The 21,940-nt window shown below is 59.9% G+C and carries 17 protein-coding genes and 1 tRNA gene; 11 read left to right on the top strand and 7 right to left on the bottom strand.

What is annotated here, in order from left to right; genetic code table 11:
* Positions 1 to 198 precede the first annotated feature (198 nt).
* The 8 genes from M0654_RS12340 (at position 199) to M0654_RS12305 (ending at position 10,748) form a co-directional block, all read left to right on the top strand.
* Complete coding sequence (locus tag M0654_RS12340; RefSeq protein WP_248683335.1) at positions 199 to 3,717, top strand: DUF3427 domain-containing protein; 3,519 nt, start codon at positions 199 to 201, stop codon at positions 3,715 to 3,717.
* Positions 3,718 to 4,737: 1,020 nt separating this feature from the next.
* A complete protein-coding gene (locus M0654_RS12335; RefSeq protein WP_248683334.1) occupies positions 4,738 to 5,787 on the top strand; it encodes a hypothetical protein in 1,050 nt (349 codons plus the stop codon).
* 293 nt (positions 5,788 to 6,080) lie between these two features.
* Positions 6,081 to 6,752, top strand: a complete 672-nt coding sequence (locus M0654_RS12330) for a hypothetical protein (RefSeq protein WP_248683333.1) — start codon at positions 6,081 to 6,083, stop codon at positions 6,750 to 6,752.
* Positions 6,753 to 6,829: 77 nt separating this feature from the next.
* Complete coding sequence (locus M0654_RS12325; RefSeq protein ID WP_248683332.1) at positions 6,830 to 7,792, top strand: AAA family ATPase; 963 nt, start codon at positions 6,830 to 6,832, stop codon at positions 7,790 to 7,792.
* Positions 7,789 to 8,556, top strand: coding sequence for an ATP-dependent Zn protease (locus M0654_RS12320; protein WP_248683331.1), 768 nt, complete (start codon positions 7,789 to 7,791; stop codon positions 8,554 to 8,556). The genes M0654_RS12325 and M0654_RS12320 overlap by 4 nt, the downstream gene beginning before the upstream one ends.
* A gap of 96 nt (positions 8,557 to 8,652) precedes the next feature.
* Complete coding sequence (locus M0654_RS12315; protein WP_248683330.1) at positions 8,653 to 8,985, top strand: DUF6634 family protein; 333 nt, start codon at positions 8,653 to 8,655, stop codon at positions 8,983 to 8,985.
* Between the two features lie 529 nt (positions 8,986 to 9,514).
* Positions 9,515 to 9,865, top strand: coding sequence for a hypothetical protein (locus M0654_RS12310; protein ID WP_248683329.1), 351 nt, complete (start codon positions 9,515 to 9,517; stop codon positions 9,863 to 9,865).
* Positions 9,866 to 10,088: 223 nt separating this feature from the next.
* Complete coding sequence (locus M0654_RS12305) at positions 10,089 to 10,748, top strand: GntR family transcriptional regulator (protein WP_248683328.1); 660 nt, start codon at positions 10,089 to 10,091, stop codon at positions 10,746 to 10,748.
* Positions 10,749 to 10,754: 6 nt separating this feature from the next.
* Here M0654_RS12305 and M0654_RS12300 read toward each other — a convergent pair whose 3' ends face one another.
* From M0654_RS12300 to M0654_RS12275, 6 genes are all read right to left on the bottom strand, one after another.
* Entirely contained in the window at positions 10,755 to 11,177 is a 423-nt protein-coding gene (locus M0654_RS12300) for an allophanate hydrolase-related protein (protein ID WP_248683327.1), read from the bottom strand.
* A gap of 63 nt (positions 11,178 to 11,240) precedes the next feature.
* Complete coding sequence (locus M0654_RS12295) at positions 11,241 to 12,290, bottom strand: ABC transporter substrate-binding protein (RefSeq protein WP_248683326.1); 1,050 nt, start codon at positions 12,288 to 12,290, stop codon at positions 11,241 to 11,243.
* Between the two features lie 37 nt (positions 12,291 to 12,327).
* Positions 12,328 to 13,209, bottom strand: a complete 882-nt coding sequence (locus M0654_RS12290; RefSeq protein ID WP_248683325.1) for an ABC transporter permease — start codon at positions 13,207 to 13,209, stop codon at positions 12,328 to 12,330.
* Between the two features lie 21 nt (positions 13,210 to 13,230).
* Complete coding sequence (locus M0654_RS12285; RefSeq protein ID WP_142521643.1) at positions 13,231 to 13,995, bottom strand: ABC transporter ATP-binding protein; 765 nt, start codon at positions 13,993 to 13,995, stop codon at positions 13,231 to 13,233.
* A 476-nt stretch (positions 13,996 to 14,471) separates the two neighbouring features.
* Positions 14,472 to 16,481, bottom strand: coding sequence for a tyrosine-type recombinase/integrase (locus M0654_RS12280; protein ID WP_248683324.1), 2,010 nt, complete (start codon positions 16,479 to 16,481; stop codon positions 14,472 to 14,474).
* 159 nt (positions 16,482 to 16,640) lie between these two features.
* A tRNA-Gln gene (locus M0654_RS12275) sits at positions 16,641 to 16,714 on the bottom strand.
* A 215-nt stretch (positions 16,715 to 16,929) separates the two neighbouring features.
* Here M0654_RS12275 and M0654_RS12270 point away from each other — a divergent pair.
* Both M0654_RS12270 and M0654_RS12265 read left to right on the top strand, forming a co-directional pair.
* The gene (locus tag M0654_RS12270; protein ID WP_248683323.1) at positions 16,930 to 18,531 is read left to right on the top strand and encodes a Ppx/GppA phosphatase family protein; all 1,602 of its coding nucleotides are present in this window, start codon (positions 16,930 to 16,932) and stop codon (positions 18,529 to 18,531) included.
* Entirely contained in the window at positions 18,528 to 19,295 is a 768-nt protein-coding gene (locus M0654_RS12265) for an RlmE family RNA methyltransferase (protein ID WP_248683322.1), read from the top strand. The genes M0654_RS12270 and M0654_RS12265 overlap by 4 nt, the downstream gene beginning before the upstream one ends.
* On the opposite strand, the gene M0654_RS12260 is transcribed toward M0654_RS12265, so the two are convergent.
* Positions 19,274 to 20,680: an MFS transporter gene (locus M0654_RS12260; RefSeq protein WP_248683321.1), complete on the bottom strand. Its 1,407-nt coding sequence runs from the start codon at positions 20,678 to 20,680 to the stop codon at positions 19,274 to 19,276. The genes M0654_RS12265 and M0654_RS12260 overlap by 22 nt on opposite strands.
* 194 nt (positions 20,681 to 20,874) lie before the next feature.
* Between M0654_RS12260 and M0654_RS12255 the strand changes: the two genes are divergently transcribed.
* Positions 20,875 to 21,864, top strand: a complete 990-nt coding sequence (locus M0654_RS12255) for an MBL fold metallo-hydrolase (protein WP_390920165.1) — start codon at positions 20,875 to 20,877, stop codon at positions 21,862 to 21,864.
* Positions 21,865 to 21,940: the final 76 nt, after the last annotated feature.

The raw sequence follows: 21,940 nt of genomic DNA, 5'->3' as shown, positions 1-21,940 counted from the left end.
GTCGTCAGTTTCCCTCTAAGATCGAGCAGCAATTGCGCCCAAAGTTCACACACGGCTCTTCTTGTGAAACGCGTTACCTTCGCAACTCGCGATCGCAGCCGCTTCAGCGCAACACCCAACGCATGCTAGCATCGGTAATTGTGTGGAAAAGCACTAGTTGTCCTGGGATACGTTGGCGACGCGGCCCATAATCTGTCAATGATCCAATGCCCATTCTGCACTGCCGAACCAGGCCGCATCGCATTCATTGACGATCAGGTTGTCGCCCTGTGGGACGCCTTTGCCGTGTCGCCAGGGCATCTGCTTATCATCCCACGACGACATGCGGCAACCTGGGACGATCTTTCAGCAGACGAGAAGCAGTCGGTTTGGCGGAACATCGACAGGGCAAAGAGTGAGATCCAACGAAAGCATCAGCCCGACGGGTACAATGTCGGGTTTAATCTAGCTGAAGCTGCCGGGCAAACGGTCCCGCATTTCCACCTGCACGTCATCCCTCGCTACGTGGGTGACGTCGAAGATCCGAGAGGCGGCGTCAGGCACGTTATCCCGCACAAGGGGAACTATCTTGCCCAGGAAGCGAGCAGCGCCGGAGCATTGAAGCGTTTAGTCACTGGCGGAACCGACCACCTTCTGCCCCATCTGATCATGCATCTGGACGAAGCAAAAGCCTGCGACGTCGCAGTTTCATTTCTGCTTGATAGCGGTGCCAGACTGCTTGTCGAACATCTAAAAGATTTTCTGGCCCGTGGTGGAAGCGCCCGAATTCTCGTCGGCGACTACATGGGCGTAACTGAACCGATGGCGCTGCGGCGTCTAGCTGACCTTGACGGGGATCTGACGTTTCGGGTTTTCGAGGCGGCGGCGCAGGGATTTCACCTCAAGACGTATATCTTTTTGGCGGACAAAGAGGGCGTGGCATTCGTAGGCAGCTCGAATCTGTCAGAGGCGGCGCTGACGACATCCATTGAGTGGAACTACAAGGTCATTTCCAGCCACGACCGGTCAGCATTCCCCCAGATCACGAAGGGTTTCGACGACCTCTTTGATTCATATAGCGCCGTGCCCGTGACGCCCGAATGGATCGACCGCTACGAGAACCGAAGAAACCCGATCGGCTTCAAGGAGGCGGGCGTTGCATACGAGCCGCCGTTGCCTGCTCCCGAACCCCACGCCGTCCAACAGCAGGCACTCGCAGCACTTGAGCGCACGCGGCAAGATGGGTTCACCGCAGGGCTCGTTGTGCTTGCAACGGGCCTCGGCAAGACTTGGCTAGCGGCCTTCGACAGCGATCACGCTGATTATCGTCGCATCCTCTTCGTCGCGCATCGCGAGGAAATCCTGAACCAGGCCGTAGAGACGTTCCGGCGCGTCCGACCGACCGCGCGGATCGGGAGGCTGTCTGGGGAGCATAAGGACGCGGACGCCGATCTCCTTTTCGCCTCCGTTCAGACCCTCGGCAAGGCCAGCCACATCAGACAGTTCAGATCCGACGCCTTCGACTATATCGTGGTTGACGAATTCCACCACGCAGCTGCGAGCACTTATCGACGCATCATCGATCATTTCGAGCCGAAGTTCCTTCTCGGTCTCACTGCGACTCCTGAACGGAGTGATGGAGCAGACCTCCTCGGCCTGTGTCAGGAAAATCTTGTTTTCCAGGCCGGCATCCATGCCGGAATCGAAAGCGGCCATTTATGCCCGTTTCATTATTTCGGCATTCCCGACGATGTCGATTATCGAAACATCCCCTGGCGCAGCGCCCAGTTCGACCTAACCGAGCTAACCGCCGCCGTCGCCACGGACGCTCGCGCCAAGAATGCGCTCGAACAGTACCGCCTGCGTGGCGGGAGCAAGTGCATCGGCTTCTGCTGCTCGCAGACGCATGCCGACTTCATGGCTGCCTTCTTCAGTCGGCATGGCGTCGCTGCCGTCGCCGTACATGCCGGCGGCAACTCGGCGCCACGGGCGACGTCCCTGCAGAGACTAGAGGCGGGCGAAATCGAGGTGGTCTTTGCCGTCGACATGTTCAACGAAGGCATCGACATCCCGAGCATCGACACCGTGCTAATGCTGCGCCCGACGGAATCGACCATCATCTGGCTACAACAGCTCGGCCGCGGCTTACGAAAGTCTGCGGATAAGGACCGTCTCGTCGTCATCGACTACATCGGCAACCATCGCATCTTCCTCACCAAAGTCCGGGCGATCGCTTCCATCGCCAATGTCGACGCGTCGTCCAGCGGCCACATCCGAGAGCTTCTGGAAAAGCTACAAGGCGATCTGGTCAGTCTACCGAGCGGTTGCGAAGTGACCTACGATCTTGCGGCGATCGAAATACTGCGCCTGCTGGTCAAGCCAACCAGCACCGAGAACGCGCTGGAAGATTTCTATCGTGACTTTCTGGAGAGGCATGGTCTGCGGCCCACGGCATCGGAAGTCTTCCACTCAGGCAACAATCCGAGAAGCACTAGCGAGCGTTCCTGGCTCGGCTTCGTGGAGCGCATGCGCGGGTTAAACGATCTAGAGGGAAGAGCCTGGTCGGAGCATCAGGAGTTCTTCCGGGAGATGGAGAAAACCGAACTGACTCGCAGCTACAAGCTCATGACTATGCTGGCTCTGTTCGACGAGGAGGCCTTGCAGAACCGCTGCTCCCTCGATGAGATTGTTGAGCGCGTTGGACGATTTGTCTCTCGCATTAACAAGCTCCAGCAGGACTTTTCCGTCGATCTCGCGGATCAGAAAGCGCTAAAGGCGCTGCTGCTCAAGTATCCGATAGATGCCCTCACGAGGCTGCGTGACAGCAACGGCGATGCCTATTTCATTCTGGATCGAGAGCACTTTGGTTTGGCACGGCCGCCACAGGACAAAGAGGCTTTCGGCAATCTACTTCGGGAAATTCTAGACTGGCGTCTGGCGCAATACCTGAGCAGAAGCGGTGGGCCCGATCAATTGGCAGACGTCGTTTGCCGCGTCGCCCGGAACGCAAGCGGGCGACCTATATTGTTCCTTCCAACGACCACGGGATTGGCCCAACTAACGGAGGGGCCTTTGGATATTGTCGTTAATAGTCAGCCGATGGAAATGGTAATTGCTAAGATCGCGATCAACGTTGTGCGAGAGGTTGGTAGTGCGACCAACCTACTACCCACCATTCTACAAGTATGGTTCGGCGACGAAGTCGGGCTACCCGGCAAGAGCGATCGCGTCCGGCTCCGTTTCCAAAACGATTCTTGGGAGATGGAACCGATAGGCGCACAGAGCCAAGCGCAGGTCGGCCTGCGACTTTGGGAACGGTATTCACGGGAAGCCGTTCCTCGTGCCTTCGGCATGACCTTCGATCAAGCGACCTGGAATGCCGGCTTTGTGCCAAAGCCGCCTCATGTCTTCCTCTTGGTAACGCTGGAGAAGGAGGGAATGATGGATGAGCACAGATATGCGGATCACTTTGTCTCCGCTACGGAATTTTCCTGGCAAAGCCAGAACCGTACCAGGCAACAATCGAAGCACGGTGAGATGATACGGGATCATCGTGCGCTGGGCCATCACATCCATCTGCTGGTTCGCAAGACGAAGAAGATAGGACCCAAGCCGGCACCATTCATCTATTGTGGCGAGGTAGACTTTGAAGCTTGGACAGGCGAAATGCCAATTACGGTTACGTGGCGACTGCGGGACGCGGTGCCTTCGATGCTTCTGTCACAATTGAAGGCATAGCGGTCTGGTGAATACAACAATCGCTTGAAGACCATACGTTACCCTGCTTGCACAAAATGGCGGCTCGTACTTCATGATCATGAGGGTTGCTGTATAGACCTGTATGGGATGGTGGTACTATGAAAGCAACTCCACGACAAAGTCGAAGGAAGCGCTGACAGCCACCGCTTCGGGTGAAGCCTCTCGAAAAATCAGCAGTAGTCATCGATGGTTTCCTCTCCCTCCCAGGGAAGCCCTTGAGCCAAGGCAAGTGCCTTCTCAGCACCTTCATATGAAAAGAAGGTGCCCAAGCTTTGGTGCACGAATTTGCCGTCTTGAACGCTCTTGTGGAGCCGAGATTCACATCGGCCAGCGCCCGCAAGATTTCGCGTTCCTGCCTAGTTGAACTACTGCCCCAGAAAAAGCCAGACACCTTCTGCTGCAATCCCCGCCATGAACGCGCGACGGTAGCAGAAGCGAAGATGGCGGCTGTAGTGGGAAAGCGTCCGCTTCTTCATGAGAAGGAAGCGTCATTCTCGTAGAGTTGAGATATGTTCCCGGAGTGTTCTTTTTTGCGCCCGGGCCCCTTGCTTGGCAACATCCAGTATGACATAGAAGAACTGTCTTCATCTTCGTGAAGACTTAAGCGGCCCCCGCCGGTGTTGGTAGCACCGAACGAGGGCCTGACCCGCAACCTTGCTGAGAAGGAATTGGGCTATGAGTACATCTACTCTCTCCCCCGCTTTATGGAAAGTTCGGCGTTTCGGCTTTGAACAGCTGAGTGCATCGGCGGCCTGCGTGCTGCCTCTGGCTCTCCCCCAGGCATCCGCCTGATCCTCACATCCCTGGTTTTTTGCTGACTGACGCGCCCTCCTGAGTGCTTTGCGTCGTCCCGGCTTCCGTCACGGTTGTCTGGGTGCTGCATGGGCTCTGCATGCTCGTCACCTCGACGCCTGACCCCGTCAACGGGCGAGGTGGAGCAGTGCGCTTCCGCGGCAATGAACCAGGGCATGGCCAACCAGTTTCCATAAAGGCTATCCCATGACATCCAAAAACCACCAGCGCACCGCAACCATCGTCGAGCTAACCTCGGCGCCGACACGGCGCAAACGCGGGCGGCCGCCGAAGGCGTCGCTTGCAGCCGCCGCAGAAGCCATCCTGCCGCCGAACCAGGTGATCCCCGGCGATTTGTCCTCCCGGTCTCGTCCCGCCTCTCATCCCACAGTGCCCGATCTGTCCGGTAAGCATGCTCTGTTTGATGGCCTCATCGAGGATGCAATGATGGCAATCGAAAGGGGGCCGCACATCCCGGACCAGGTCCTGGGGCGCTATGCCCCGCTGGCATCGCTGCTTCGCTCCGTCAGCTTCCATGAGGGCAGGTTGCTAGAGAGGGGGCTGGCCGTGGTTGCGGCCCTGCATCCCGATCTTCAGGTGCTGGGCAAGCCGCTGAAGCTGCCACTGGTGGAGGCAGCCGTGCAGGCGATCTCGACCAATTCATGGGACGTCCTCGAGGGTGTCTGCTTCGATTGCGACATTGGGACGGAGCGCACGTACAAGCCGGACCTGATCATCTTGAACAGGAAGACACGCAAGGCGCTGGTCATCGACCTGAAGCGGTCGCTGGCGGCTTACAGCGATTCCACGCTTGCCGATCTTACGAGCCGCATGATGGCGACAGGCCTGATACTGCCTGACTTTCTCTATAAACGACACAAGCGCCTCAGCATCACGGATGTCGACATCGCGGTGATCGACGGAGCAAGTCGCAAGCGCAATCATGACCAGGGTATCTGGAAACTCACCGAAGTGGACGAACTGCTCGACCTTCCCGGCGCGGCCGCAGCCATGGAACGCCTGCGCTCGACATTCGGCGAGAGGGTGAGGGCATTGATAGAACAGCGGGCGCTCGGTGCCCTTGGCCTGCAGCAGCCATCGCCGACCGCGTCCGGCACATCGCCCAACCGTCCGGGCAAAAATGATGGTCCGCAGGCAGCAAAGGCGGACAGGGCCGAGGCTGGCAGGAGCAGCGGTGAAGCGCCCATTGCCCGCATCGTGGTCGGTTTTGCGCGATCAGCCTCCGGTCCCGGCTGATCGCCGATTGGTTGCCAGCGGTCTCCGATCCTGATCGAGGCCGCGGAACCCTCGAGCGTAATCATCAAGTTCAATTCCAGTGCGACGTGGAGCCTGCGGCTCTGCGAATGGAGTAACATATGCCAAAATCCGCCAAACCAGCGGTTCCAACGCCCGGTACGGGCGACGATGCACTCACCCATCCCGAACGATCCGGCACATCGGCCGACCGGATTGCAAATCACCTCATGAGGCGCATTCGGCACGGGCAATTGTGGAAAAGGGTCGAAGTGGCCCGGTCGCTTGAGTTGTTGGTGCCAATCCCGGTTAGCGTCAACGGCTACAGCCTGCGTCGGTATGTTGTCGCACGGGATCATGGGCTGTCGGGCAAGCCAATTACCGACCTCGCCGTGCTGCGGCGGATGTTCCTGAGCGGACGCCGGGCCATCGGGCAGGAACTAGAAATCCGCGAGGAGGGAGTTGCTTCCGCTGGCGAAGCGGAGGCGCTGGCTGAAGAGCGGTGCAGTATCGAATGGCCGTATATGCTGGCCCTCCTCGACGCTCTCTCCAGCGCCGACGAAACCGCCAACTTGGCGATCGTGCGCTTGCTGAGCCGGGCGCTCGCCGAATGCGGGCTCCCAAGGTCATCGATGCTGTCCCGCCTCAGCCAGCCCGGCAGCCTTATTCTCATCCGCTCCGAAGTGGAGGGATTTGCCGACAAGCTGGTGGAATTGCTTAAGGCGGACCTTCTCTTCGAGCGCAGGACGAGGATCGAACGCCAGGGCAGCCCCGCTTCCACCGGTCGCAACCTGGGGATCAGGCCGGACCGGACGATCCGGCTGATCAATGACGAGGATCTTGGCGATACGGAGCATCGCGAACTGGAGCAGCAGGCGGCAGAGGCGCTTTCAAAGGGCAGCCAGGTCCTGGTTCTTCATGGAGCGGACATTATTGTTCCACCCGCGCTGCGGCCGACCTGGAACTGACGATCCGTCCAATCGACTGGTATCTTATCCAACCTCTCCTGGCCATGCTCCGCAGCGGCGAAGGCGGTGAGATATCCTTGACCACCTCAGGTGAACTCACCCTTCGCCGCTTCGACCACCTGATACTTGCCCTGCGACCATCCCGCAGTCGTGAAGATGCCGTGCGTCTGCTCGGCAAGCTGGCCCGTATCGAGCTGCCGTCAACGGGCGAAGGCGACGGTGGATCGTCCGGCCAGTCAGGGGCTAGCCTGGCCTCAGGGAGGGGAGGGCGCAGCACGTCCCGGGAGAAGTCGACCGGATCGCGCCTCATCCAGCCCGAGCCCCTCGTCGACGCCTGCACCGCCAACTCCTCCTCTTCTGACGACCTGGTTTCCTCGCCATCCAAGCCTCCCCACCTTCCGCTGACCGTGGAAACCCTGAGCGGCTACGGCGAAGCCAGGTCCTGGGCTCTCGACCTGAAGAACGACCTCGAGCTCTGGAGAGACGGGGCGATCGAGTGGGAGGAGATGAGCACGCGCCTGCTTCTGTCCGGGCCACCGGGGACAGGCAAGACCACCTTTGCGCGGGCGCTCTGCAACAGCCTGCAACTGCCAATGCTGGGAACGTCCGTCGCAACATGGCTCCAGCCGAGTTACCTCGGCGATGTCCTGAAGCGCATGTCCAATGCCTTCGACGAAGCGCAACGGAACGCGCCGTCGATCCTGTTCATCGACGAATGTGACGCGATTGGCAGCCGACAGGACAATGCACGGGATCACGCCGACTACTGGAATACGGTCATCGCCCGGCTGCTGGAATTGCTGGATGGCGCTGCCAGGACCAGCGGCGTGATCATCGTCGGCGCGACGAACAGGCCGGAGTTCATCGACAAGGCACTGATGCGTTCCGGCCGCCTGGAGAAGCATGTCGTCATCCCGAAACCGGATGTCGATTCGCTCTGCGGTATCCTCGTCCATCATCTTGGAAGCGATCTCGTCTCTGTCCTGGAAACCGCGCCCCAGGCATGGGCGGGGCAGGAGAGAGGGGAGGCCGCCCGATGAGCAGTGACTGGGACCCAGCCCTCAACATCATGGATAACCAGGCCGGTGCCCTGCGGCGACTTGCGCTGCTGGCGGCCGGTCGCACCGGAGCCGACATCGAGCGACTGGTTCGCGAGGCCCGCCAGCGGGCGCGTCGCCAGCGCCGGTCAATGACATGGGATGATCTGGAGCGGGCTATCCGCGAACGGCAGCCCCGTCTCCCGAGCGATCTCCGCTGGCGCGTCGCTGTCCATGAGTGCGGCCATTGCATTGCCAGCATGCGCCTCAAGTTGGGGCAGGTCCGGCAGCTCTCCATCGAGGCCTCCGAGACTGCCCTTGGCTTTCTCGCCGCCGAGGCGGAAATCCGGATCCTGACAGAAGCCCAGGCCCTCGACATCTTGTGCCTGCATCTGGCCGGACGGGCCGCCGAAGAGATGATCCTCGGCAGCGTATCCCTGGGCTCGGGGGGATATGCCGGAAGTGACCTTGCGAACGCCACCGATCTTGCTCTTGCGGTCGAGACCAGGGTCGGTTGCGGCTCCGTCTGGCCGCTCCTTTATCGCGACGCGACCATCATCCCAGCGCTGATGTTCGTGGAGCCCGGACTCGCGGATCGGGTCAACGCCAGGCTGGACGAAGCCTTCGACAGGGCCCGGCGTCTCGTTGCCGAGCACAGGGACGAGCTGTTGGCGCTGGCCAATGCGCTTGTCGAAAGAGACACGCTGGAAGGCCCCGAGATTGCCGCGCTGATGGCCACCCCGTCGTCTGCTGGCCCTTCGTCATAGCGGCACAATCCCCGATGCCGGGGCCTTCGCAGCCCAAGGCACCATTCCCCACACAACCATGCTGCCGGTCGGCAGGCAAACCTGAAGGAGAAGAAGATGATCATATATGGTGATGGTCCCCGCGAGATCCGCCAACTGGAGCGGATGATAGAGAAGCTGCAGGCGCTACTCGACGACCTGATTGCCATCGGGGAAGGGGATCTGCCAGGCCAGGACCGCCTCGAGGACGCACCGCTGATCGACAACTGGTACCTGGCGACACGACAAATCGTCTGCCTGCGGGGCGAGATCTCCGGTCATCCGCGGCTGGGATACGCCCCGCACGGAATAACCTCCGATCTCTGGCTGCTTGCACCGCAACGCCGCTTTGCCCGGACGGTTTCACGCTACTATCGGTTGGGTTCACACACGAAAGGTTTCGACGACTAGGTAAGAGTCGATCAATGGCCGAATAGACAACGGTTCCGCGGACTTCGGCATCAAATCATGATGATGTGCAGGCAAAGCACTCTGCCTTGCGGCAAATCCCCTGCACGTCATCCTGATTTGAGATGATTTGTGGTTCTGCGATTCAAACATGCTGGCAAGCGATTCAAGGATCGAGATCGGCGTTACAGAACTCGATATTCCCGATTCCGGCACAAACGACGTTTGCGCCGCCTGCCCGTGATGAGCGAGAGCGGGGCGCAGGGCTGCTCGTCCTGCAGCGGTTCCTGATCCAGGCGTCGTAGTCTCTGCGGGAGATGAACCACATCACAGCCACCGGTGGCCAGTGGGCGAATTGGATCGATTTGAAATGCCTTGCCTGCACCTCAGGTCGATTTGCGATGATTTGCGGAAATCCGATTCATCTCCCTGAAACTGCGATTCCGATATCCAGATCAGCGTTGCAGATGTCGAGAAATGCGATTCAGTCTCAAACGACGTTTGCGGGAGAGAGGAGAAGGAGAGCGGACAGGTGACCAAACGGGGTGACAAGCGAGGTGATAAGCGGCTGGCGGAACAGCGCGAGCGTCAGCAGGTTTATCGCAAGCGGATCAAGACCGAGCGTCGGCCCTCAAGGGACGACATCGCCCGGGTGCTGCTGCACGTGGTCATCACCAGGAGCGCTGCCAGGGACAAGCTGGATGAGCTGGAGAAGTTCGGCGACCTGATCGTCGACAGGCTCGTGGAGCAGGGCTTCGACAAGCGTGTTTCCTATGACGCCTTCGATCAACTCGTCGACAAGTACGTGAAGCAGGGATGGGAGTTCAGGAGGAAGACACATATCACTAGTGAGCCCCCAACCGATGGCGATGACCAGGAATGATGCCAACGCTCTTGATGGAGAAATCCCTAGGTTCTGTCTGGACGCCCAACCCCGGTTCTGTCGGCATGACCACTTGGACTTCAACCGCTCGGAGCTGGCGTCAAGGGTGCTGTATTGCACAAACGTCGTTTTGTTGATTCATTGTATTCCCCCCGTTACTTCCTGAAACGGCGTTTACGACTGAATCGGAATCTAGACCGTGGACAATCACTAGGATGCCCGCATGACGATACGGGAGAGACGGCTGACGGCAACCGACCGCATTCGGCTCGTTCTGGCGGACGAGATCGTACTGGGGTCCATCGGCCCGGGTGTTGCGCTGGACGAGGTCTCGCTTGCCGAACGCTTCAAGGTATCCCGAACACCGGTACGCGAAGCTATCCGCCAGCTGGAGGCGATTGGATTCGTCGAAGCCAGGCCTCATCGCGGCGCAGTCGTTCCCCATTTCACGAAAGAGAAGATCGACGAGATGTTCGTCGTCATGGCTGATCTGGAGGCGCTTTGTGCCCGGAACGCTGCAGCCTCCATTGAGCCAGCAATGAAGCAGCAGTTGATGGACGCGCACCTCGCTTGCAAGCAGGCTGCGCTGGAGGGTGACATAGATGAGTACTACCGGAGAAATATCGCGTTTCACGAGGTCATCTATATCGCAAGCGGCAACGGTTTCCTGGCGGAAATCACGCTGAACGTGCGCAATCGCGTTGCACCCTTTCGCAAGGCGCAATTCCAGAGTTTCAACCGTCTGATGAACTCGGTCGCGGAACACGAGACGATCGTAAACCATATTCTTTCGGGTGAGGCCGAAGCTGCGGCTGAAGCGATGACGCAGCATCTGCGGGTTGTGAGAGATTCGGTGGGGACGGTTGCCCCCACCCTGCGCTGATCCGCTTCAGGCGGCGGCCTCGACACTTCGGCGGAAAGCACGCCAGCCGCCAAACCGGCTGATGTCCTCGGCCTCCCGGACGGCGATCTCCTCGACGAGGAAGCCCTTCGCAGCCGCCCCGCCACGCAGCTTGACCGTACCGATACCGAGCGGTGATGGAATGCGCGATACGAACAGACCGAAGGCTTTTGGCGTCAATGCCCAGACTTCCACTTCGATGGCCGCGCCAGCTTCGCTCTCCACGCGAAGAAGCCCTGGTTTCCGGGGTGCAGTGCCCGGTAGTTCGAAGAGTCGATAATCCGATGTCGTGGCGTCGAGGCGTACGAATTTTGCGTCGAGTTCCACCAGTTCCTTGTTCAGCGGCATGCCGCTCAGATGGGCGCCGACCACCACGAGGTCGATCAGGTATTCACTCTCATTTGTTTGCATCGTGCAATTCAGTCCGCTTGAATGTAAAAGAGCCCGCCGGTACGCCGGCAGGCGGGTTACCCCTCAGTTCTGAGCCGTCGCTTCGGAGGCCTTCAGGACGATATCATCGGTTAGTATCGTGGAGAGATCGACCGGGCCTGCCAGTGCCTTCTGCTCGCCTTCGCCTAGCTGAAGGTAGTCCATGTACACCTTCCAGGCTTCGGGCAGCATCGTGCCGTGGACCTTAACGCTCTCAGGCGCGGTATAGTAAGTCTGGACCAGCGACCAGAACTGCGGTGCGACAGGGTTGTCACCGAGGGACGCGGCGGCGTACTTTGTCTTCAGAAGTTCGAATGCCTTGTCGGGATTGTCCATGCCCCACTGACGGCCTTTAAGGGTTGCTCGCACGAACTTTACCAGAAGCTCCGGATCGCTGTCGTAAGTCTCGGCTCGAACCGACAGTGCGTCGCCAGGGAATGCTGCGATAGCTGCCGGAGTGATAGAGCGAGTCTCGATGCCCTGAGCCGCGATGAGCAGCAGATCGCGCTTGGCTCCGGCATAGGCTTGGATGCGGTCGGTTTCGAATGAACGGATGGTCGTGGGATCGCCTTCGCCGGCCACCACAAGCTTAACGTCTTCGCCTTCCTTTAGTCCGGTCTCGACGATCGACGCACGGGTCATTGGAACCTCACCGCCAGCGAGATCCGAGAGGCCGATGGTCTTCCCCTTCATGTCAGCCATGCTTTTGATGTCGCTGTTTGCCGGCACGACGATGTCGAAGGTGTCGGGGTAGTACACCTGCATGATGGCCTTCAGCGGGAAACCTCGTTGTACGGTCTGCATGGTGGCAGCCGAAGAAAAAATACCCCAATCGACGTTGCCGGCGGCGAGCTGACGAGCAGCATCCGACGAACCCTTGGAATAGTTAAGGGTCACATCGAGGCCTTCCTCTTTGTAGTAGCCCATCTCTTGCGCCATGTAGATCGGGAACATCTGGGCAGTCGCGCCGCCCTGGGCGGTAACGCCGTTGAACTTCACCAGCTCTTGTGCCTGCGATGCGGCAGCCATCATGGTGATCGCCGTTGCCGTGGCGTAGGCTGTGAAACGGGAAAGCATTTTCGTCGTGGCAGTCATGGGAGGTTCTCCTAGTTGTTGGTCTGTATGCACGGGATCAAAGTTGCTTCCAGAAGACGATCTTTCCCTCCAGCCATTCGATCAGCTGGTAGACAAAGAGAGTGAAGAGCGAGAGCAGGATGATGAGCGAGAACACGCCGGCGATATCGAGCTGGAAGTTCATCGCGTAGATCAGGTAGCCGATACCAGCCGATGCGCCGACGAACTCGCCGACGATCACGCCCAGGACCGCGAGCGTCCAGCAGAGTTTGACCCCCGCCATCATGATCGGGAGCGCGTTGGGCAGCAGCAGATAGCGGAATGTCTTCCAGCGGCCGGCGGTGAGCGATTTCATCAACTTGATCGCATTCGGATCGACGGATGAGATACCGGTCAGTGTGTTGAGAAACATCGGGAAGAAGCTCATCACAACACCGATCGCGATCTTGGATGCCTGATCGAAGCCGAACCAGGTGACAAAGATCGGTGCAAGAACGATTTTTGGCGGAGCTTGGATGGCGACGAGGTAGGGATAGAGAGTGGCGCGGACGCTGGCGAACATCGCAACACTCACACCCAGGAGAGCCCCGCCGCCAAGTCCGAGCGCGAAGGCCCAAAGTATTTCTTGAACGGTCACCCAAACATTGGGCCAGAACGAGCTGGAGCCCACGACACGAACCGTCGCTTCGATCGTATCTACCGGCGAGGGAATGATCAGCGCGTGGACAAAGCCACCTTCTGTAGCGATCGCCCAGGCGATCAACACGAAGATGCCGAAGCCTATCGCCATCGCGCGATTGGCGATCCGCTCGCGCTTCTGCTTGATCTGCTCGGAAGCAAGGAACCGTTGGATTGTGTCCGCGTGGATGTTCGCCGCAGGCTCCACCTCCGCCGTAGCGGATGCGGATGCGGAAGAGATATTAAGCGAGGCCATGTTCATTCGTCTCGTTCCTTCTGGTCATCAGTGATCGACGCCGAGCATCCGGCGGATATCGAACACCAATTCGGAATAGCGGGGGTCGCGCATCACCTCTGGCTTGCGCGGTCGGGGAAGGTCGACGTCAACGATGCCTTCCAGGCGGCCTGGGCGCGGCGTCATCACGAATATGCGGTCGGAAAGAAAGACTGCTTCGCCGATGTTGTGGGTGACGAAGATCACGGTCTTGCCAGTCTTCTCCCAGATACGGAGCAGCTCGACATTCATCGTCTCGCGGGTGAACTCATCGAGTGCGCCAAAGGGCTCGTCCATCAGGAGAACCTTCGGATCGTGGGCAAGAAGCCTTGCCAGCGCCACGCGTTGGCGCATTCCACCGGAAAGCTCGCCGGGATATCTGTCGCCGAAGCCGTTGAGCCCGACCATGTCGAGCAACCTGTCGGCTTCTTCCGCCTGTTGCTTGCGATCAAGGCCCAGGATGATGCCCGGCAGTTCCACGTTTTGCCGGATGGTTCGCCAAGGAAAGAGCACGGAGGTCTGGAACATCATCCCGATCTCGGCTCGGGGCCCGTCGTGCTCTTTGTCTGATAGCAGCAGCACGCCTTCCGTCTGATTTTCGAGCCCACCGAGGATCGACAGCAGAGTTGACTTGCCGCATCCGCTTGGGCCGACCAGCGAAATGAACTCGCCTTCATTCACGTCGAACGACACGTCAGACAGAGCCACCAGTGGTCCTGTCGCTGTGGCGTAGACTTTGCTGAGATGCGATCCCTCTATCAAACCGGCAGTCATGAACTTCTCCACTTAAATTGCATGCAAAAAAGAATGCAATGCGCGTGCCAGTTGGAAAGGAGCTATGAGAACAGTTGGTTAGCGAAAGGGGCGTCAGGTGCCTGAAGACAAAAATTCCGCCATCGGTCGTCCATCAAGCAGAATGAGCAAAACTTGAGCGTCGATAGGGAGTCACCCTATCGAGCCAATACACCGCCGTCTGATCTAGTGCGAACGTCTGCTGTATCAGTCCTTGGTAGGGGCATCAGATCATCTGAAGCTGGGCGCAGGGCGGGCTTCCAGTACCATTGGCGGCTTTGATCGGAACCTTGGCGGCTGTTATGCCCACGCTGCTTGATACCGCGCTTCGCGCGTAATCTCGCAAGCGGCTTGTGCGCCCAGCTGAACAGCTAACGCATGGAAGAAGCATGCCGCTGTTTTTCCTGAGAGCTTGGTAGCAGCTATGAAAACGTCCTCCAACAAAGACGGCGTGGAAATCAGGCTTTTCCCTTACGCGCCCATGGCGGGGCCTGCTTGTTTTCCACCCATGGGAGAAGCTGTAGCGGAGCGGGTTCGATAGTGGCGGTGATGACCGGGTATTTGGTCAACGCGCTGCGCATCAACGGGAGGCCTGCTGGATTGGTGTAGCGTGTATTTGTTTCGCTGCCCTCGCTCAGTCTTCCCGAAATATCGTCAATCACCTCTGTTGGTACGCCTGCTTGCTTCAGTGTATCCGCCATGCCGTGGCGAAGGGCATGCAGGGAGCGCTTCCACATGTTCTCCCCCAGTGCCTCCTGCATGATTGGGGTAAACGTGTCGTAGAAGAGGTCCCCAGGGTCATTCCTGGTCCTGTCGGAGAACAGGTCTGGGAACAACGCTTCATAGCCAAGCTGCTTGATCGCCGCGTGATACTGGACGAATCCAAGCCGAACCAGCTCATCTGGGACGGGGAGGGTCCTGTGAGATTGCGCGTTTTTCAGCCGCCGCAATGCGTTTGTTCTCAACTGGATGACAAGCCCGTTTGGATCTTGCTCCACGTCGTCAACGGCGAGACCGGCGAACTCGTTACGTCTCGCACCAAGATAGGTGAAAAGGATCGGGAGATAGTACAGGGCATCATGGAAGATGTGCCGGCCGGGTTTCTTTCTCCCACGCCTGCAATCCAGGGAGCCGGTGTAGATCGGACTCGCGAAAATGGGTGCGATGTCCTGCGGCGACGGCTTGTATTGCTGCAATCGGATTAGCCCCGCTTTAGGCTTCTTCGGACGCAGCCCCTCGAAGGACCAATCAGCGACATCGAATCCGTGACCACGCACATGCTTCAGAAAGTGTTGCAGATTCCCAAAATGCTTGCGGATGGTCCCGGTCGAAAGACCAACCTTGGCCTTCGTTCCCGTGGCCTCGGCCGCCTTCCGCAACCTGTCGCCTTCCGCGCGTAGTTCGATCGCCGACATGGCTCTCATTCGGCTGCTTCGGCCCCAGTCCGTCGGAATGTCGTTGAAGTGCTGACGTAGGCGGCCAATGTGATACTGCTCGATCTGCCCGGAATGCTCCACGCCATGTTCTGCAAGGACCGACTTGAACATCCGCACCAGCGACATGGCGTCCCGCGCGGTCGCCGGCTCCCATTCCTTTCCCATGTTCGCGATCAGCTTTTCGCATTCCTGCTCGAAATCCGAAACAGCAACAACCCGCTGTTCGCCCTCCTGACGCTTGGATGCCTTCCCCGATGCCTCTCTGCCGTTTTCCGACTGAAGCGGCGCGGCGAAGGAAGCAGGTTCAACGGCGGTGGCCTTGACTTCGGCAACGGGATCGTCCGCTCTGCTATTCACTGTGAATTCGCTTAGGCTGCGATCAACCAGTTCGTGGCGCTCGTAGATATCCAGCAGGGCTGCTGCCCGACCTTCGAAGATTTTCGACATCGCCCGCTCACGATTGAGCGCGGTGTCCGGAATGTCGAAGTTGTAGATCAGCCGCCGGATGGCGTCTTCGAAGCCCGCGCTACGCGCAATGGACAGTTCCGCGCGATAGTTCGCTCGGATAGCCTCGATATGGGAAATCGGTATTCCGCTCTTTAGGAGAAAGGCGAGGCCGGGACAGTTCTCTTCGAGGCTGAGGTCTGAACGGGTACCGAACTTCGCGAGGAGCTGATATGCCCAGCCGGCCTCAAGGTCGAGTTCCATCTCCATGACGTCGGCACCGCGCCCATTGCGCTTGGCCATGGTGCTGATGTCATCGAGCCTCTCTAGTTCCCTGTCCCGCTCGTGTTCGAAGAGTTTCTGGAGTTGCTGCTTGGACATGTTTTCCTGCGACTGCATCTTCAGCTCGGCCAGCCGCGTGTTGAGCTTGCGGCCGATGATCTGTGCCTTCCTATGATCCGAACAGTGAAGGGTCAGTGAAAGCCGGCTGCCTGGTGGGCATTGAATGAAGGCGGCCGGGATGCGTGGTCGCCAGTAGAAGATGTTTCCGCGGCGGATGAGATCCTCGACTTCGTGGCGGACAGCCATGACGAAGGTACCCTGTGTCGGGCCCAGGGTGGCTACCGGGCCGAATCCGGCTTGGGCATCACCTTTGGGCATCAGTTCTGGGCATCAGGTCGCCAATGATGCCAAAACGGGATCCGGCACGACTGGAAAAACAAGAGAATCAGGGCTTTCCGGGAGAATTGGCTGGGGAACCTGGATTCGAACCAAGATTAACGGAGTCAGAGTCCGTCGTTCTACCGTTGAACTATTCCCCAACGAGCGGGCTGCAAAGCAATCCCGCGAACGGTGTGCGCGGCTTATAACCAAACAGTTCGCACTTGCAAATACCCTCTGACAAAAAAATCTTCGATCTTCCGTCGATTTGCGTCTGAGCAAAAACCGATTGGCGAACTCGGCCTCTGCTGTTATCCTGTCGCCAACGAAACGATCAGACGCCAGCGGCAGCCCTTTTGAGGGATTGCGCGGCGAGATGGACATAGAAGTGATGGACCCCGATAGCGGCGGAAAGCCGCCGGAAGGCGGGGTGTCGGCGGCATCGCGTCATGAGGCGAAATCCTCAAGACGTGGCAAGGCGAAGCGTCGTGGCAAGCGCCGCGACGCGGCGGCAAACTTGCGTTTGGGCAAGGCTCTCGAGCCTGCCTCTGCTCCGCGCCCCCAAAATACCAAACCAGATGCGCCGGTGCGCAAGCGCAAACGCAGGCGTTCGAAATCCTCGGCCGCCGGTACACCGCAAGCTGTTGCGGCGGCGGCAGGCCAGCCGGCGGATGCCGCAGTGTCATCCCCGCAGGCTGCAGGAACCGTATCGGCGCCGACCGGCAAATCTCCTCGCCATCGACGCAAGAAAAATCGTGGCGGTCGCGGCTTGCAGGGCAGGCCTCTTGCGCCTGCCAAGGCCGTGCCGAGTTTCGCAAAGTCGCCGAATGGCGCGGGTGCCGCATCGGTCATGCCGGCGCGGGAGCAACGGCCACGTGATCCGGATGCGTCGGGCCTAGGCGCGCGGCCAGAGCGGCCGCAGTTCGTCGATGATCTTTATGCAGCGCTTGATCTCGGCACCAACAATTGCCGCCTCCTGATCGCCCAGCCGACGCGGCCGGGGCAGTTTCGGGTGGTCGATGCCTTTTCACGCATCGTTCGTTTGGGCGAAGGTCTCGGCACCAGTCGCAGGCTCTCGCAGGATGCGATGGACCGTGCGGTGGAAGCCTTGCGCATCTGCGCGGCAAAGCTTGCCAACCGGCCGATCCGCCGCAAGCGCCTGATTGCTACCGAAGCCTGTCGTTCGGCCGAAAACGGCGAGGAATTCTTGGCGCGCGTCACGGCTGAGACGGGGCTCGAACTCGAGATCATCAACCGCGAAACCGAAGCGCGGCTGGCCGTCTCAGGCTGCTCGTCGCTTGTCGGGCGCGAGGCGCGGTCGGTGGTTCTCTTTGATATCGGCGGAGGGTCATCGGAGATCGCCGTGATCCGCATCGATGACAACCGCTCGAGCCGGCTTGCAAACCACATCACCCACTGGACCTCCTTGCCCGTTGGTGTCGTGACGCTATCGGAGCGTCATGGCGGCCGTGACGTCACTCCGGATGTGTTTGCGGCCATGGTCGCCGAAGTGGAAGGCATGCTGGCCGAGTTCGATTGCCCGCCGCTCGGGCCCGAACATCGCCACGGCGCGGAAGATTTCCACCTGATCGGCACGTCGGGTACGGTGACGACACTTGCCGGCGTGCATCTCGACCTGCCGCGATACGATAGGCGCAAGGTGGATGGCCTGTGGCTTTCGGACGAGGAAGTGACGGCCATGCAGGCAAAGCTCCTGTCTTGGGATTTTGCCGGACGTGCGTCGAACCCCTGCATCGGGCCGGACCGCGCCGACCTGGTTCTTGCCGGCTGCGCAATCCTCGAGGCAATCCGCCGCCGCTGGCCGAGCCCGCGGATGCGGGTTGCGGACCGCGGCCTGCGTGAAGGTCTGTTGACGGATATGATGGCCGATGACGGCGTTTGGCGCCGGGTGCGGTCGCGCCACCATGGCGGCCACCGCCATTCGGATTGGTCGGATGAAGCGGGAGCAAGGCGATGACGAAACCGCCGGTGGGCAGCAACCGTCTGGGCCGCAAGCTCGGCCAGAAGGTCAAGAAGGGCAAGCTGAAGGCGTCGTCGCGGCGTTGGCTTGAGCGGCATATCAACGATCCCTACGTGCAGCGGGCAAAGCTGGAAGGGTATCGGGCACGTGCGGCCTTCAAGCTGCTCGAGATCGACGAGAAGCATCACATCTTGAAAGGCGCCAGGCGCATCATCGACCTTGGCGCAGCACCTGGCAGCTGGTCGCAGATCGCCGCCAAGGTAACAAACTCCACGGACGAGGATATTCGCGTTGCAGCGATCGACTTTCTGGAAATGGCGCCGCTGCCGGGCGTGAAGATCCTGCAGCTCGACTTCCTGGATCCAAAAGCGCCGGAGCTTCTGATGGAAGCGATTGGCGGCACGCCGGATTTGGTAATTTCGGACATGGCGGCGCCCACGACCGGGCACCAGAAGACGGACCATCTGCGCACCATGCATCTGTGCGAAGTCGCCGCCTATTTCGCTGTGGACGTGCTGGGCGAGGGCGGGCATTTCCTTGCCAAGACCTTCCAGGGTGGCACGGAGCGCGACCTGCTCAACATGCTGAAGCAGAATTTCAAGCAGGTCATCCACGTCAAGCCGCATTCCTCTCGCGCGGAATCGGTCGAGATGTTCCTGCTCGCCAAGCACTTCAAGGGTCGCAAGGTGCAGTCAGCCGATGCGGAACCGGTGGAGGCGGAAGCCGATCGCGCCGAGGATCACTCGCCCGCTTCGGACTGAACCACCTTGGGCCGGCGATGACCGGATACCGCTGCGCCGGTCATCGGGTCGAGCCTCAGAAGCGGCACGACCGCGAAGAGCGACAGCCCCGCCACCAGGAAGAATGCCAGGTGGAAATCGGCCAGTTGCAGGTGTGAGCCCGTGACCACCGACGAGGCTTCCAGGATGAAGGCCGCGAAGGCAACGCCGAGCGCCAGGCTGATCTGCTGCACGACGGAAGCGATGGACGTTGCCTGGCTCGCCTGGGCGTCGCTGATCTCGGAATAACTCAAAGCATTGGAGCCGGTGAAGAAGAACGACCGGCAGACGCCCGACATCAGCAGGAAGGCGATGATCAGCGCATGCGGCGTTTGCGGCGTAAAGAAGCCGTTCGCGGCCGTCGTCGCAGCCCCCATCGTACCAGCCACAATCAGCGTCATCTTGAAGCCGGACATCGCAAAGACGCGCCGCGCCACGAACTTCACCATCAGTGCCCCGACAGCACCTGCAAAGGTAATCAGTCCCGACTGGAACGGGTTCAGCCCAAAGGCAAGTTGCAGCATCAGCGGCAGGAGGAAGGGGATGGCGCCTGTCGAGATCCGGAACAGCGTGCCGCCGATCGTCGCGGTCCGAAAAGCATCATCCTGGAAGATCCGAAGGTTCAGGATCGGTGCCGGGTGGTTGCGGGCATAGAGCACATAGACAATGCCGGCACCGAGGCCCGCGGCGGCGGCGATTATCCCGACAGCCGGGGGCAGTGCGGGCAGGCCGATGACCGATAGCCCGAAGACGAGACCGGCTGCCGTCACGGAGGTGAGCAGGAAGCCCCGCCAGTCCACGCCCGGTGGATTGGTGCCTGGAACTTCGGGAAGGTAGATGGTGGCAAGCCAGATGCCGATGATGCCGACGGGCACGTTGATCAGGAAGATCCAGTGCCAGGTGAAATAGGTGGTGATAAAGCCGCCGATCGGCGGACCGGTGAGCGGCCCGACCAGCGCCGGGATCGTCAACAGCGCCATCGCAGACACGAGCTCGCTGCGCGGGGTGGTGCGCAACAGGACGAGGCGCCCGACAGGTGTCATCATCGCGCCGCCCATGCCCTGCAGGAAGCGGGACAGGACGAACTGGCTGAGGGTGGCTGAAAAGGCGCAGCAGATCGAGCCGATCACGAACACGAAGATGGCAAGCCGGAAGATCTTCTTGGCGCCGTAGCGATCGGCCATCCAGCCGCTGACGGGAATGAACATGGCGAGCGCCACCATGTAGGAGGTCAGCGCGAGCTTCAGCGTGATCGGCCCAACCTCTAGATCTTCTGCAATCGTCGGAAGCGCAGTCGATATGACTGTGGAATCCATCTGCTCCATGAACAGGGCGACGGCAAGGATCAGGGGAACAATACGATTCATCGAGAACCACGCTTATGCGTCAGAGTGGCAACGTGCTTAAACCCACCGGTGGCGGATGCCAACGACTGCTTGAGGCGATAAGCCATTTTCCGTCACGTCTGCGTGATGCCGGTTTCCCTCTCGGGCAAGGTGAATATCTTGCCTTGCACCGGAGCCCGAAGCGGAATTCGGCGACAACAAGAACGTGGGAGATTATCGTGGCACTATTCGGGATTGGCCGACGCGCGCTGCTGGGTAGCGCAGGCCTTGGAATTATCGCCGCACCGGCCATTCTTGGGCGGGCGCAGGCCCAGGAGAACCAGAACTTGGCAATAAATCGCGTGACCCCGCCTGACATCCACAAGTTCAAGGTGGGCAGCTTCCAGGTGCTCGTCGTCAAGGATGGCGCCCGTGCCTCCGGCAACCCGGGCGAAACCTTCGGCACCAACCAGTCGCCGGAAGAGGTCGGAAAGCTCCTGACCGACAATTTCCTGCCGGCCGACCAGTTCGTGAACAGCTTCTCCCCGACGCTGATCGATACCGGCAGTGATGTCATCCTGTTCGATACCGGATTCGGCAAGGCCGGGCGCGAGCAGGGCATGGGACGCCTGATCGAAGGTCTGGCGGCCGCGGGCTACATGCCGGATGACATCAGCATTGTTGTCCTGACCCACCTGCATGGCGACCATATCGGCGGCATCATGGAAGATGGCAAGCCGGCCTTCTCGAAGGCGCGGTATGTTACCGGTGAGACCGAGTACAATTTCTGGACCGATGCGGCACGCGCCGGCACACCGGCGGAAGGAAACCAGAAGGCGGTGCTCGCCAACGTCAAGCCGGTCGCCGACAAGATGACCTTCCTGAAGGACGGTGGCGAAGTCGTATCCGGTATCACCGCGATGGCAGCACCCGGTCACACGCCTGGGCACATGATCTTCAACGTCGAGTCGGCCGGCAAGCGCCTCATCCTGACCGCCGATACGGCAAACCACTTCGTTCTGTCCCTGCAGCGGCCGGATTGGGAAGTTCGCTTCGACATGGACAAGGCGAAGGCTGCCGAAAGCCGCAAGAAGGTCTTCGACATGATCGCCACCGACAAGGTCGCCTTCCTGGGCTACCACATGCCGTTCCCGGCGGTGGGTTATGCCGAAAAGCAGGAAACCGGCTACCGTTTCGTGCCAAAGAGCTACCAGTTCGACATCTGAGGCCGCGGTTCGGCCAACAGCCTGTGACTCTTGCAAACCCGGAGGTCCGCTTCCGGGTTTTTGCTATTCCCTTCCC

The organism is Neorhizobium turbinariae, from assembly GCF_023223505.1.
GTDB classification, from domain to species: Bacteria; Pseudomonadota; Alphaproteobacteria; order Rhizobiales; family Rhizobiaceae; genus Neorhizobium; species Neorhizobium turbinariae.
Note: the sequence above shows the minus strand (reverse complement) of the source record. Positions and strands in the feature narration are given on the sequence as shown.

Excerpts from the sequence above, each read along its gene's own strand:
- M0654_RS12340 (WP_248683335.1), top strand. The coding sequence starts at position 199 with ATGATCCAATGCCCATTCTGCACTGCCGAACCAGGCCGCATCGCATTC.
- M0654_RS12290 (WP_248683325.1), bottom strand. The coding sequence starts at position 13,209 with ATGAACATGGCCTCGCTTAATATCTCTTCCGCATCCGCATCCGCTACG.
- M0654_RS12265 (WP_248683322.1), top strand. The coding sequence starts at position 18,528 with ATGACGAAACCGCCGGTGGGCAGCAACCGTCTGGGCCGCAAGCTCGGC.
- M0654_RS12335 (WP_248683334.1), top strand. The coding sequence starts at position 4,738 with ATGACATCCAAAAACCACCAGCGCACCGCAACCATCGTCGAGCTAACC.
- M0654_RS12270 (WP_248683323.1), top strand. The coding sequence starts at position 16,930 with ATGGACATAGAAGTGATGGACCCCGATAGCGGCGGAAAGCCGCCGGAA.
- M0654_RS12285 (WP_142521643.1), bottom strand. The coding sequence starts at position 13,995 with ATGACTGCCGGTTTGATAGAGGGATCGCATCTCAGCAAAGTCTACGCC.
- M0654_RS12320 (WP_248683331.1), top strand. The coding sequence starts at position 7,789 with ATGAGCAGTGACTGGGACCCAGCCCTCAACATCATGGATAACCAGGCC.
- M0654_RS12260 (WP_248683321.1), bottom strand. The coding sequence starts at position 20,680 with ATGAATCGTATTGTTCCCCTGATCCTTGCCGTCGCCCTGTTCATGGAG.
- M0654_RS12305 (WP_248683328.1), top strand. The coding sequence starts at position 10,089 with ATGACGATACGGGAGAGACGGCTGACGGCAACCGACCGCATTCGGCTC.
- M0654_RS12300 (WP_248683327.1), bottom strand. The coding sequence starts at position 11,177 with ATGCAAACAAATGAGAGTGAATACCTGATCGACCTCGTGGTGGTCGGC.
- M0654_RS12280 (WP_248683324.1), bottom strand. The coding sequence starts at position 16,481 with ATGGCTGTCCGCCACGAAGTCGAGGATCTCATCCGCCGCGGAAACATC.
- M0654_RS12295 (WP_248683326.1), bottom strand. The coding sequence starts at position 12,290 with ATGACTGCCACGACGAAAATGCTTTCCCGTTTCACAGCCTACGCCACG.
- M0654_RS12315 (WP_248683330.1), top strand. The coding sequence starts at position 8,653 with ATGATCATATATGGTGATGGTCCCCGCGAGATCCGCCAACTGGAGCGG.